This is a genomic window from Caldovatus sediminis (assembly GCF_014644455.1).
Classification (GTDB): domain Bacteria; phylum Pseudomonadota; class Alphaproteobacteria; order Acetobacterales; family Acetobacteraceae; genus Caldovatus; species Caldovatus sediminis.
Genome location: NZ_BMKS01000009.1, coordinates 100493 through 112353, shown reverse-complemented (window position 1 = coordinate 112353; position 11861 = coordinate 100493). Strand labels below are relative to the sequence as shown.

The following is an 11861-nucleotide window of genomic DNA, read 5'->3' as shown; positions in this document are numbered from 1 at the left end:
CCTCGCCGCCCTCGCATTCCGGCCCTGACGCCGCCGCACCGATCCGCACGATCCGGAAGGCGCCGGCATGCGCAGGGCCGAACGGCGCCGGGGCCGGTCGCACGCGAGCGGACCACTCCGGTCCTGCCGGCGGATCGCTGGCCCCCGGAGCGATGCCGGCGCCGCTGCGCGGATCGCGGCGCCAGGCGCGTCAGCGCCCGCCGAATCCGGCCTCGCCGTAGCGCTGGCCGCCCCCCTGCTGGATGGTGAACCAGCGCTGGTCGGCGGCGGCGCGGGCGGCCTCGGCGGCGCGGGCGCGGTAGTAGGCGGCGACCCGCTCCACCAGCGGCCCGCTGTCGGCGTTGCGGTCGTGGGTGTAGGCGAAGACCACGGCCAGTTCGTGGGTGGCGATGCAGCGCACGGTCAGCGTCTCGTCGTTGCGCCAGCCGAAGATCGCCTGGCGGTCGCCCGAAACCGTGCCGCGGAAGCCGAGCGCCTGGACCGCGGCAAGCCCGACGGCCAGGCATTCCTCCTGGTTGTTGTTGGTCAGCGACACCCAGGAGGTGGAGACGGTGGCGGCCGACGCCGGCAGGGCAATCGCGAGGAGAGCCGCGGCGATTCCCGAGCGGAGCCCGAGGGGGGTGGGCGCAACCATAGGGGAGTCCCCAGCGAGGAAATTAGACCAATCGGAACAATAACGCGGTTCGATGCCCATTGGAACCGGTTGCTGTGCAACCCGCGGTTAGGAACATACCATCTGCGTTAACGCTGCCACACCCACCCGCCGCGCCCAGCCCTCCCGGGCCAGCCGCGCGGCGCATCGCCGCCGGGTCGCCGCGAACGGGCGAGATCCGCCTCGCGGCCACGGCCGGAGCCGGACGTGCGGACCTTCGATGCGTGACGGGACAGGGCACCGCCCACCCGACCCTGGCACGCGGCGCGGCGAACGCCTTCGCCCCCCGGCCTCTTCGCGGACACGTCGGCAGCGCGTAGAAACCGCTGACCTCCGATCAGGCGAAGGCGCGTCCCCAGATGACACCGATCACCCTCGAGGCGATGGCGGCCCAGGTGCCGGACGGCGCCCTGGTGGCGCTGCCGCCGGACTACTCCCTGCCCTCCTCCGCCCTCGCCCGCGCCCTGGTGCGCCGCGGCGCGCGCGGCCTGCGCCTGCTCGGCGTGCCGATCCTCGGCTATTCCGCCGACCTCCTGATCGGCGCCGGCTGCGTCGCCGAGGTCGAGACCAGCGCCGTCACCCTCGGCGAGGCCGGCTTCGCCCCCCGTTTCACCGCCGCCGTCCGCGCCGGCACGCTGCGCCTGCGCGACGCCACCTGCCCCGCCATCCACACCATGCTGCAGGCGGCCGAGAAGGGCGTCCCCTTCATGCCGCTGCGCGGCCTGATCGGTAGCGACATCCTCGCCCGCCGGCCGGACTGGAAGGTCGCGCCCAACCCCTTCGCCCCGCCCGGCGCGGAGGACCCGATCGTCCTCCTGCCCGCCCTGCAGCCCGACATCGCGATCTTCCACGCCGCCATGGCCGACGCCGAGGGCAACGTCTGGGTCGGCCGCCGGCGCGAGATCGCCACCGCCGCCCACGCCGCCCGCCGCGCCCTCGTCACCGTCGAGCGCGTCGTCGCGGGCAACCTGCTCGCGGACGAGCGCCTCGCCCCCGGCGTCATCAGCGCGCTCTACGTCGAGGCGGTCGCGGTCGCGGAGCGCGGCGCCTGGCCCTGCGGCCTGCTCGACGCCTACGCGCCGGACGGGGCGCATGTCGCCGAGTACGCGCGCCTCGCGCGCACCGAGGAGGGCTTCCGCGAGTACTGCGCCCGCTACGTCCTCGCCGGCGCCCCCGCGGCAGCCGCCGCATGAGCGCCGCCGCGATCCGCCCCGAGGAGCGGCTGGCCGTCGCCATCGCCCGCCTGGTCCTCGATCCCGAGGCGCCGCCCGCGCGGCACGTGGCGATCGGCGCCGCCTCGCCGATCCCGGCCGCCGCCTGCTTCCTGGTGCGCGCGCTCGGCCACCCCCTGCGCGTCTCGCTGCAGCAGCGCCGCACCGCCAACCCGTTCTCGGAGGGCTCGCGCGAGCTGTTCGACCTCGCCGGCCAGGGACGCATAGACCTGTTCTTCCTCGGCGGCGGGCAGATCGACGGGCAGGCGAACATCAACCTGATCGGCACCGGCGAATGGCCGGGCCGCGAGGCGCGCTTCCCGGGCAGCTTCGGCAGCGCCCTCATGTACTTCCTCACCCCGCGCACCATCCTGTTCCGCGAGGAGCACTCCCCGCGCGTGCTGGTGCCGCGCGTGGACCTCGTCTCCGCCCCCGGCGTCTCGCCGCCCGGCGTGTACCGCCGCGGCACGGCGCAGGCGCTGGTGACGGGGCGCTGCGTCTTCCGCTTCCACCCCGGGCGCGCGCGCTTCTCCCTGCTGAGCCTGCACCCGGGCGAGACGGTGGAGAGCGTCCGCGCCGCGACCGGCTTCGACTTCGACATCCCCGCGCACGTGCCCCCCACGCCCGAGCCGACCGAGCAGGAACTCGCCCTGCTGCGCGGCCCGGTGCGCGAGGCGATGCTGGAGCCCTACCCCGAGTTCTGCGCCCGCGTGTTCGACAGGAAATCCGCCGCATGACCGACGCGCCTCCCGCCGCCGCCGCACAGGGCAAGGGCCTCGCCAAGTCCGCGGGCGCGCTCGCCGGGCTGAAGGTGATCGACCTCACCCGCGTGCTCGGCGGCCCCTACTGCACCATGATCCTCGCCGACCACGGCGCCGAGGTGATCAAGCTCGAGCCGCCCCAGGGCGACGAGACGCGCGATTGGGGCCCGCCCTTCCACGAGGGCGACGCCAGCTACTTCCTCGGCGTCAACCGCAACAAGCGCAGCGTCGGCCTCGACCTCTCGAAGCCCGCCGGGCGCGAGGTGCTGCTGCGCCTGCTCGAGGGCGCCGACGTGCTGATCGAGAACTTCAAGCCCGGCAGCATGGAGAAGTGGGGCCTCGGCTACGAGGAGGTGCTCTCGCGCCGCTTCCCGCGCCTGATCCATTGCCGCGTCTCCGGCTTCGGCGCCGACGGCCCCCTGGGCGGGTTTCCCGGCTACGACGCCATCCTGCAGGCGATGACCGGGCTGATGTCCATCAACGGCACCGAGACCTCCGGCCCGACCCGGCTCGGCAACCCGGTGGTGGACCTCGCCACCGGCCTCTACAGCGCCATCGCCATCCTGATGGCGCTGCACGAGCGCGAGCGCTCCGGCCGCGGCCAGTTCTGCGACATGACGCTGCACGACTGCGGCATGGCGCTGCTGCACCCGCACGCCGCCAACTACTTCCTCTCCGGCAAGCGGCCGGTGCCGACCGGCAACCCGCACCCGAACCTCGTCCCCTACTCCAAGTTCCGCACCCGGACCTGCGAGATCTTCATCGCCGCCGGCAACGACCCGGCCTTCCGCAGGCTGTGCGAGTTCCTCGGCATGCCGGAGGTGGCGCGCGACCCGCGCTTCGCCACCAACGGCGCGCGCGTCGCCAACCGCGCCGCGCTGACCGAGATCCTGGAGCGCCGCTTCGCCGGGGAGGACGGGCACGAGCTGACGCGGCGCATGCTCGAGGCCGGCCTCCCCGCCGGCCCGGTGCTGCACGTGGACGAGGCGATGGCCGCGCCGCACACGGCGCACCGCGAGATGGTGGCGGAGATCGGCTGGTACCGGGCGCTCGGCACGCCGATCAAGCTCTCCCGCACCCCGGGCGGGGCGCGCTCGGCCCCGCCGCGCTTCAACGAGCACGGGCGCGAGGTGCTGGCGCGCCACGGCTTCTCCGAGGCGGAGATCGAGGCGCTGGCGCGCGCGGGGGTGGTGGTGGAGCGGCGGCGGAAGTAGCTGCCGCCGCGCTACGCCTGCGCGCCGAGGCGCGCCAGCTCGGCGCGGAATTCGGCGCGCAGCCGGTCGCGCTCCGCCTCCGGCAGCCAGCGCGCCATCTGGTGGAACACGACCGCGTTCACCGCCGCCGTCCGCGCGTCCCAGGGCAGACGCTCGGCGGCGCGCGCCTCGGCGAGCAGCGCGGCGAGGCGCGGGCGCACCACGGGGGCCATGCGCTCCGGCGTGAATTCCTGGTCCGCGGGAGGCTGGCCGGCGAACAGGTCAGGCTGTCGAGTCGCGTTCGTCATCGCCCTCCTCTTCTACGCCGGCGGCCGGCGGTGTTCCAGGCGGCGACAGGCCGAGCGCCGCACGGGTCAGGGGCCGTTCCAGCGCCCGGGCGAGCACCGCATCCGCAGCGTCGAACAGGTGCAGGAGTTCCTCGATGCGCCACGCGACGTCGAGGATCGCGCGTTGCAGCGCCGCGTCCAGCGCCTCCCCCTGGCGGGCGGCGAGCCAGCGGGGCAGCACGCGGTAGCCGCTGACCGCGAACGCCCACACCCGTTCGGGCAGCCGGGCGAGGCGCAGCGACTGGTCCTCCTGCAGCGGCACGAAGCCGGTGCCGTCGCCGGCGTCGAGGAAGGCGCGCGCGATGGGCGGGACGGCGAGGGTGACGCCGCTCGCCCGGCCGAGCAGGCGGGCGGAGCGGAAGGCGGTGCCGGGCGCGCGCGCGAAGGTCTCGACCTCGCGGATGGCGGCGCCGAGGCGCGCGGCCTCGGCGAAGGCGTCGGCCTCCGCCGGGAAGGGGATGTGGGCGAAGGCCTCCTCCAGGTCCCAGGCGAAGCGGCGCGTGTAGGAGGTGGCCGAGAGCAGCGCCGTGATGGCGTCGAAGGCGGCTTCGGGCGTGACCGGCGCGCCGTAGGCGGCGGCGAGGCCGGCGAGCAGGGCGGGGTTGAGGTTGTGCGCGGTGGCGCCGCGGCGGCGGTCCCACAGCGGGAAGGCATAGCCGCCGTAGCTGCCGCGGAAGGCGTGATAGTCCGGCAGCAGCCCGTGAATCCAGACGGCCGGTCCGGCGCCGGTGCCGGCAGGGAGGGCGTAAAGGCAGACGTTCGAGGCGCCCCACGCTTCGGCGAGAGCGGGGCGCGGAAAATCGATGAACTCGCGGCGATCATGGAGGCGCCGCCGGTCGAGGGGGCGGTAGGCCGCATCCCGCACGGCCGACGGCGCCCACCCCACCCCTCGGGCCGGCCCCACCGTGCGGTCCCGCGTCTCGTGGAAAAGGCGCTTCGCCTCATCCTCGGGCGCCGTGGCGATCTCGGTCATGCGCTGGTGCAGGGTCGCGTCGGCGAAGGCATAGACCACGGCATCCCGCTTCGTCTGCACACCCGACGACCGGAACCCGAACACCTCCGGCAGCGCCGGCCAGTCCAGCCCCTCGAACCCCGCCGGCACGAAATCCGCCAGGCCGCCCCGCGCGATCGCGACGAAGTGCAGCGTCCCCGCCTGCCCGCGCGCCCGCTCCAGCAGCGCGAGCTTGTCGCGCGCCGTGAAGGCGCCGTGGCGCCACACGTCGGCGTAGCGCACCCGCGCCTCCGCCCCCGGGGCGCGCGGCGCGCCGGTCGCCACCGCGGTCACCACGCACACGCCGGCCTGGATGGCGAAGACGCACTCGTCCTCCTCCACCCCCGCCGGCCGCGCGCCGCGCGAATCGCCTCGCAGGTCCACGATCTCGATCCGGTCGAAGCGCCGGCGCAGCATCCGCCGCAGCCCCGCATAGGGGTGCCCGGCGAGGAAGGTGCGGTTGGTGATCAGGCACAGCACGCCCCGCCCCGGCGCGCCGTCGCTCTCGAACAGCTTCCACAGGCACCAGCGCCAGAAGGCGACGTAGAGGTCGGGGAAGGTGTTGAGCTCCCCGCCCCAGCCGGCCGCGCGCACCGGCGCCTTCAGGTCCTCCCAGAAGCCGTTGTCCCAGCCCGCGACCAGCGCCCGCTCCTCGCCCTCCGCGAGCCGGCGGTAGGGCGGGTTGCCGAGGATGGCGATGATCGGCGTGCTCCGCTTGAGCTCGTCCGCCGCCTGGCGCTCGGCGACGATCGGCCGGGCCAGCAGGCCGAGGCGCGGCGTCACCCCCCGCGCGCCGGAGGGTGGCGCCAGCGTGTCGGCGAGGAAGATCGGCAGGCGCCGCGCGGGCGCCACCCCGTTCGCCGCCACCTCGCGCAGCATGCGGTAGTGCGCCACCGTGTAGGGGCCGACCAGCAGCTCGAATCCGTGCAGCCGGGCGGCGAGCGCCGCCATCTCGGCGGGCACCGCGCCCTCGCCGTATTCGGCGCGCGCCGCCTCCATCCCGCGTGCCGCGGCGGCGACCAGGAAGGTCCCGGTGCCGCAGGCCGGGTCGAGCAGCAGCACGGCGGGATCGAGCAGGCCGCGCGTGCCGAGCGCCTCGCGCAGCGCCCGATCCGTCGCGGCGACCATGAAGCGCACCACGGGGACGGGGGTGAAGAACACGCCGTGCCGCTTCTTCGCCTCCGGGTCGAAGACGGAGAGGAAGTCCTCGTAGAAGTAGAGGATCGGGTCGTGCCCGGCGCGCGGCCTGAGCAGGTCGGTGTCCACCGCGTTCACCGTGTCCAGCACCACGTCGAAGGCGGCGCCGAGCAGATCGAGGATCTCGTCCTGCGTCAGCGCCCGCAGCGTCGCGCGCAGCAGCGGATAGGCCCCCTCGGGCAGCCGGCGGTAGGCGTCGCGGTCGAGGTCCGCCCGGCTCGCCTCGCGCGCCAGCAGCAGGCCGAAGGCGAGGGTCTGGGCGAAGGCGTTGGCGAACAGCGCCGTCTCGTCCGATTCGTCGTAGCCCCCGGCGGCGGCGTGGGCGAACAGGGTCTCGCGGAACTCGTCGCGCACGGCGGCGAGATCGGCCGGCGCGCCGGCGCGGCACTGGTCGGCGACCACGGCGCGCACCAGCCGCGCCGCCTGCGCCAGCGCCTCCGCCACCTCCGCCGCGCTGCGCGGCGCGACCGGGCCGGCCAGCGCCAGCGCGTCGAGCACGCGCAGGAAGGCGGCCGGATCGGTGCGGCGGATCAGCCGCTCCGCCGCCGCGTCCGCGGTCGCGGGGTCGAGCGCCGCCGCGGGCAGGATCACCGCCTCGTCGAGCAGCGCGTCGCGCCGGTAGAGGTGCAGCGTGTGGAAATTGCAGAGGCCCCACAGCGGCAGCTCGCGGAAGCGGCGGAACTGGTCCGCGTCGTGGCCGCGCAGCCGCCGCGGGTCGAGAGGCTTGCCCGGCTCCTTCAGCTCGATGAAGGCGCGGGCGGGCGCGCCTGGCCGCGCGAAGGCGATGTCCGGCCGGCCTATGCCCTGGCGTTCGTACTCCGGCAGCACGCGCGGCGCCGCCGGCATGCGCGAGGCCAGCACGGCCTCGATCAGCGCCTTGAAGCGCGGCGCGAGAAGCAGCTCGAGCCCCGTGCCGTCGCCCGCGCCACCGCGGTTGGCGCGCCGGTCCAGGCGCACCTCACGGGCATATGCGATCAGCGGCTCGTGGACCATGGTGCTGCTATGCAGATCCCGCTCGCTCATCCGCGCGTATTAGGGGAAGCCCATCGGCGGGAACAGCCGAACGTCGGCCGGGATTCCCCGCGTGACCGCCCGGACGATCTGCGCGCCGGTCCGGCGGCCGATCCCCGTCTCCGGGTCGGGCGTGCGTTGGAGGCGACGGCGCGGAAGGGCGGCTCGTTCAACATCATGCCGCCGGCGAGGTTCCGGCCTGGCAGTCCGCCGACCGGCGGCTTCGGCGTGTGGCCATTGCCGCAGCCGGCGACGCTCTCCACGAGATAGCGGCCGCGCCCTACCCGCGGCCGGCGCCGGCGCCGCGGCCCGCCCGGCGAGACGCGCCGTCGCCACCGCGATGCCGATCGCGACGGCCGTCGGCCGGCTCCCGATCCGGGCCATTCCCGTCATTGCCTCCCTTCCTCGAATTGGCGCGCCGCATCGCGCAACGCGGATTCGGCATCGCACGCTGGCGCCGCCGTCCGGCGTCGCGCCATGCCGAGGATGGGAGGCGCGTGGCCCGCCGCGCCGCGCGCGACGTGGCGTCAGGGCGCGCCGCCGCCCGCGTGCTCCGACGAGGGGACCACCACCGGCTCCAGCATCGCCTCCGCCTCGCGCTTCAGCCGCCGGTAGCTCCGCACCGAGAAGGGCAGCATGCCCGCGTAGATCAGTCCGCCGAGCGCCAGCGCCGCCCACGGATCGGTGACCAGGAAGGCGGCGAAGATGCCGACGCCGAGCAAGAGCGGCAGCACCAGCTCGCGCGGTACCTTGAAGTTCTTGAAGCTCCAGGTCGGCAGCGTGCTCACCATCAGCGCGGCGACGACCACCAGCACCGTCCCGACGAAGAGCGGGTGCCGCATCGCCTCGGCGAGCACGGGCATGTTCCAGCCGTTCAGCGCCAGCGCCGCGAACAGCGGGAACAGCGCGAGCCCCGCCCCGGCCGGGGCGGGGACGCCGGTGAAGAAGCTCTGGGCGTAGGCCGGCTTCGGCGGCGGCCCGGTCAGCGGCACCGGCCCCGGCGCGTCGAGCGAGGCGTTGAAGCGCGCGAGCCTGAGCGCGCTGCACACCGCGAACAGCAGGCAGGGCGCGAAGCCGAGGCCCCGCCCCTCGTGCATGGTCCAGAGATAGAGCAGCAGCGCCGGCGCCACGCCGAAGGAGAGGAAGTCGGAGAGGCTGTCGAATTCCGCCCCGAAGCGCGAGGTGACCTTGAGCAGCCGCGCCAGCCGTCCGTCGATGCCGTCGAGCGCCGCGGCGAAGACGATCAGGCCCGCCGCCGGCTCCCACCGCCCGTCGAGCGCGAAGCGGATCGCCGTCAGCCCGGCGCAGAGCGCGATCAGGGTGAGGATGTTGGGGATCAGGCGGTTGAAGCTCTGGCCCTCGAACCGCGGGCGCGTGCGCGGGCGGAAGCGGCGGCGCAGCCGGCGGATCCCGGCGCTGCCGCGGCGCGCGAGACCCTCGTAGGTCCCGCCCTCCGGGCGCCCGCGCGGCGGCGCGTGCGCGCCGCGATCCTCCGGCCCGCCGCCGCTCACGGCCCGCCCCCGCCCCTCCCGGGGCCGAGCTCGGCGATCACCGTCTCGCCGCCGATCATGGTCTGCCCTTCCGCGACCAGCGGCCGCACCCCCTCGGGCAGGTAGAGGTCGGTGCGGCTGCCGAAGCGGATGATCCCGAACCGCGCGCCGGCCTGAACCGCGTCGCCCTCGCGAAGCCCGCAGACGATGCGCCGCGCGATCAGCCCCGCGATCTGCACCACCGCCAGGTCGCGGCCGTCGGGCAGCACCATCGCGATGGCGTTGCGCTCGTTCTCCTCCGAGGCCTTGTCGAGGCTCGCGTTGAGGAAGGCGCCGTGGCGGTAGGCGATGCGGGTGACGGTGCCGTCCGCCGGCACGCGGTTCACGTGCACGTCGAGGACCGAGAGGAAGATCGCCACCCGCCAGCGCGTCGCCTCGCCGAGGCCCAGCTCCGCCGGCGGGACGGCGGGCACGATGGAGACCACCTTGCCGTCGGCGGGGGCCAGGATCACTCCCGGCCGGGGCGGCGGCACGCGTTCCGGATCGCGGAAGAAGTAGAGGCAGAACAGGGTGAAGAGCAGGCCGAGCCACACCAGCCAGTCGCCGAGCAGCAGCCAGCCGAGCAGCATGGCCGCGACGCCGATCGCAATGAAGGGATGGCCGGCCGGATGCGGCGGAGCCAGCACCAGCCGCAGGGTATCGCCGAGCGCCATGGGCGGCGGTTATGGTGCGTTCACCACTCCCGCACAACCCTTGGCGCATGCCGATTCCAGCAGGTGCACCGCCTGACGGCGGGTTCGCGCCGCCGCGGGACGCCGCTCCGCTTCCCGCCGCCGCGCCCGCGGCGACGGCTCTGACCCTCGGGCCCTTCGCGGTCGGCGAGGATGGCGTCCTGGCGCCCCGCGCCCCCGGGCAGGATCCGCCCCGCCTGCGTTTCGCCTGGCGCGGCAGGCCGTGCGAGGCCCGCCTCGACGCGGCGTCGGAGCTGCGGCTCGCGGCGATCGCCGCGCGCATCCCCTCGACCGCCGAGCCGGACGGCGCGGCGCGGCGAAGCGCCGCCTTCGCCGCGCTCGGCGCCGTCCAGCGGGCCCTCCCGGGCGGCTGGCGGCTCGCCCTCACCCCCGATCACCGCGTGCGGATCGAGGCGCGGACGCGGCTCGCCGCGCCGGCGACGGCGACCGGACTGGTCGCGGCGATGGTGCGATTCGCCCTGACCCTCGATCCCTATCTGGACCGGCTGGAGTCCGCGGGCGTCGCCGGGGATGCCTGCGGATGAGGCGCCGGCAGCGTGAAGATCTGGCCCGGATAGATCAGGTCCGGATCGCGGATCTGGTCGCGGTTGGCCTGGTAGATGATCGTGTAGCGCACGCCCTGACCATAGGTCTCGCGCGCGATGCGCCACAGGTTGTGGCCCGGCTGCACGATCAGCCGTCCGGCCCGCGGGACGGTGGCGGAGGTCGGCGCGCCGCTCGCTGCGTCGCCCGGCGCGGTCGACTCGCGCGGCGCCGCGGCGGCGGCCGTTTCCGTCGGCGCCGCCGGCGGCGCGGCGGGGGCCGCGAACGCCGATGCGGGCAGCCGGTCGCGCTGGAACGGCAGCTCGATGCGCGCCGCGACCGAGCCGGAGGCGGCGATCTGGTCGAGCCGCAGCGTGTGCACGCCGTAGCTCGGCGGCTCGGCGGGCGTGAACACCCAGCGTCCCGCCGCGTCGGCGCGCGTGTCGCCGGCGTGGCGCTGGCCCACGTAGACTCGCACCACCGCGCCCGGCGGCGCGGTCCCGGCGAAACGCATGGCGCCGGAATCGTCGTACTCGACCGCCTCCAGCGCCAGCCTCGCCGCAGACGGCGCGGCGCGCGGCGCCGGCTGCGCGGCGGCGGTCTCGGGGGCTGCGGACCCGCCGGGTGGCGGCGCCTGAAGCACGCGCGGCAGGGCCGGGATCTCCGCCGCCCCGCGCCCCCCGGCTGCGGCATCGGGTGCCGGCGCGAGCGGAAGCGGAGGCGGCAGCAGCACGGCGAACGGTGTCGCCGGCGCGGCGGTCCGCTCATCCGGGGCTGGCGCGGGCATCGGGCGCGCCGCGGTCGCCGCAAGGTCCGCAGCGGCGCGCGGCGGCGCGGCGGGGCCGACATCGGCGGCGGCGGCGCGACCGGGTTCGGCCGCCGCGGCGGCAGCCGGAGCCGCGGCCGCATCCCGCGGCGCGACGGGCTGCGATGGCGAAGGAAGGGATGGCGCATCGGCCTGCCGCGGCTCCGCCGACTGCGTGCTTCCGCCGGGTTGCGTCGCCCGGTGCTGCGGCGCGGCGGCGTGCCGCTGCCGCGGTGCCGCCGCGACCTCGAGCGGGGCCGGATCCGGCACCAGGACGACCACAGTGTCGGGACCGGCGGTTTCTTCGCCTGCGTGACGCGCGCGCAGGCTCAGTTCGCGCGCCCCGGGGGCGAGCGGTTCGGCAGGCAGGATCACCCACTCGCCGCGCACATCCGCCCGCGCGCGTCCGATCTCCTGCGCGCCGTCGAGCACCAGCACCACCTCCGCCCCGGGCCGCGCGCGCCCGGCCACCACCGCGGTCCCGCGCGCGCCGATGCGCACCACGTCGAAGCGCGGCGGTTCCTGCGGCGCCGGCGCCGCCGGAGCGGTCGCGCCGGCGCCTGCCGCAGGCGCGGCGGGCACCGTCGCCCCCACGGCCGGCGCTCCCGTCGCGCCCGCCGAGGCGGACCGCGAACCCGCTCGTTCGGTCGGGGCGGAGGGCGCCGCGGACGGCCGGGCGCGCGGCTCGTCGCGCGGCGGCAGTGGCACCGGCGAAGGACCGGCGGGCGGTGACCGCGGCGCCGTCGCGGCCACGCCCTCCGCCTCCGGCGCGGTCACGGCATGCCAGAGATCCGGCGCGAACAGGTACGCTCCCGCCAGGACGGCGCCGCCGCCTAGGCCGAGCAATACCCAGCGCGCCGGAGCGAGCGTTGCCATGGTTGCGTAACTAGGTCCGGCCGGCGCGTCACCGCAAGGCCATTGTCAAGGAA

At 75.8% G+C, this 11861-nt stretch carries 10 protein-coding genes; 4 read left to right on the top strand and 6 right to left on the bottom strand.

The window, feature by feature from the left end:
- Positions 1 to 190: 190 nt before the first annotated feature.
- Entirely contained in the window at positions 191 to 634 is a 444-nt protein-coding gene (locus tag IEX99_RS14965; RefSeq protein WP_188901671.1) for a hypothetical protein, read from the bottom strand.
- Positions 635 to 1011: 377 nt separating this feature from the next.
- Between IEX99_RS14965 and IEX99_RS14960 the strand changes: the two genes are divergently transcribed.
- From IEX99_RS14960 to IEX99_RS14950, 3 genes are read left to right on the top strand one after another with little or no spacing between them, the layout of a single operon-like run.
- Complete coding sequence (locus IEX99_RS14960; RefSeq protein WP_188901669.1) at positions 1012 to 1845, top strand: CoA transferase subunit A; 834 nt, start codon at positions 1012 to 1014, stop codon at positions 1843 to 1845.
- Positions 1842 to 2600 (top strand): CoA-transferase, encoded by a 759-nt coding sequence (locus tag IEX99_RS14955; RefSeq protein WP_188901667.1) that lies wholly within the window; start codon positions 1842 to 1844, stop codon positions 2598 to 2600. The genes IEX99_RS14960 and IEX99_RS14955 overlap by 4 nt, the downstream gene beginning before the upstream one ends.
- Complete coding sequence (locus IEX99_RS14950; RefSeq protein ID WP_188901665.1) at positions 2597 to 3838, top strand: CaiB/BaiF CoA transferase family protein; 1242 nt, start codon at positions 2597 to 2599, stop codon at positions 3836 to 3838. The genes IEX99_RS14955 and IEX99_RS14950 overlap by 4 nt, the downstream gene beginning before the upstream one ends.
- Positions 3839 to 3849: 11 nt before the next feature.
- On the opposite strand, the gene IEX99_RS14945 is transcribed toward IEX99_RS14950, so the two are convergent.
- From IEX99_RS14945 to IEX99_RS14930, 4 genes are all read right to left on the bottom strand, one after another.
- Positions 3850 to 4125 carry a hypothetical protein gene (locus IEX99_RS14945; RefSeq protein ID WP_188901663.1) on the bottom strand — a complete coding sequence of 92 codons (276 nt, stop codon included), beginning with the start codon at positions 4123 to 4125 and terminating at the stop codon, positions 3850 to 3852.
- On the bottom strand, positions 4100 to 7375 hold the full coding sequence (locus IEX99_RS14940; RefSeq protein WP_188901661.1) for a type ISP restriction/modification enzyme: 3276 nt from the start codon (positions 7373 to 7375) through the stop codon (positions 4100 to 4102). The genes IEX99_RS14945 and IEX99_RS14940 overlap by 26 nt, the downstream gene beginning before the upstream one ends.
- 515 nt (positions 7376 to 7890) lie before the next feature.
- Positions 7891 to 8763, bottom strand: a complete 873-nt coding sequence (locus IEX99_RS14935; RefSeq protein ID WP_188901774.1) for a CDP-alcohol phosphatidyltransferase family protein — start codon at positions 8761 to 8763, stop codon at positions 7891 to 7893.
- A 107-nt stretch (positions 8764 to 8870) separates the two neighbouring features.
- Positions 8871 to 9566 (bottom strand): phosphatidylserine decarboxylase, encoded by a 696-nt coding sequence (locus IEX99_RS14930; protein WP_188901659.1) that lies wholly within the window; start codon positions 9564 to 9566, stop codon positions 8871 to 8873.
- A 47-nt stretch (positions 9567 to 9613) separates the two neighbouring features.
- Here IEX99_RS14930 and IEX99_RS14925 point away from each other — a divergent pair, with 47 nt between their 5' ends.
- The gene (locus tag IEX99_RS14925) at positions 9614 to 10129 is read left to right on the top strand and encodes a hypothetical protein (protein ID WP_188901657.1); all 516 of its coding nucleotides are present in this window, start codon (positions 9614 to 9616) and stop codon (positions 10127 to 10129) included.
- Here IEX99_RS14925 and IEX99_RS14920 read toward each other — a convergent pair.
- A complete protein-coding gene (locus IEX99_RS14920) occupies positions 10078 to 10914 on the bottom strand; it encodes a LysM peptidoglycan-binding domain-containing protein (RefSeq protein WP_188901655.1) in 837 nt (278 codons plus the stop codon). The genes IEX99_RS14925 and IEX99_RS14920 overlap by 52 nt on opposite strands.
- Positions 10915 to 11861 lie beyond the last annotated feature (947 nt).

Excerpts from the sequence above, each read along its gene's own strand:
- IEX99_RS14965 (WP_188901671.1), bottom strand. The coding sequence starts at position 634 with ATGGTTGCGCCCACCCCCCTCGGGCTCCGCTCGGGAATCGCCGCGGCT.
- IEX99_RS14960 (WP_188901669.1), top strand. The coding sequence starts at position 1,012 with ATGACACCGATCACCCTCGAGGCGATGGCGGCCCAGGTGCCGGACGGC.
- IEX99_RS14955 (WP_188901667.1), top strand. The coding sequence starts at position 1,842 with ATGAGCGCCGCCGCGATCCGCCCCGAGGAGCGGCTGGCCGTCGCCATC.
- IEX99_RS14950 (WP_188901665.1), top strand. The coding sequence starts at position 2,597 with ATGACCGACGCGCCTCCCGCCGCCGCCGCACAGGGCAAGGGCCTCGCC.
- IEX99_RS14945 (WP_188901663.1), bottom strand. The coding sequence starts at position 4,125 with ATGACGAACGCGACTCGACAGCCTGACCTGTTCGCCGGCCAGCCTCCC.
- IEX99_RS14940 (WP_188901661.1), bottom strand. The coding sequence starts at position 7,375 with ATGAGCGAGCGGGATCTGCATAGCAGCACCATGGTCCACGAGCCGCTG.
- IEX99_RS14930 (WP_188901659.1), bottom strand. The coding sequence starts at position 9,566 with ATGGCGCTCGGCGATACCCTGCGGCTGGTGCTGGCTCCGCCGCATCCG.
- IEX99_RS14925 (WP_188901657.1), top strand. The coding sequence starts at position 9,614 with ATGCCGATTCCAGCAGGTGCACCGCCTGACGGCGGGTTCGCGCCGCCG.
- IEX99_RS14920 (WP_188901655.1), bottom strand. The coding sequence starts at position 10,914 with ATGCCCGCGCCAGCCCCGGATGAGCGGACCGCCGCGCCGGCGACACCG.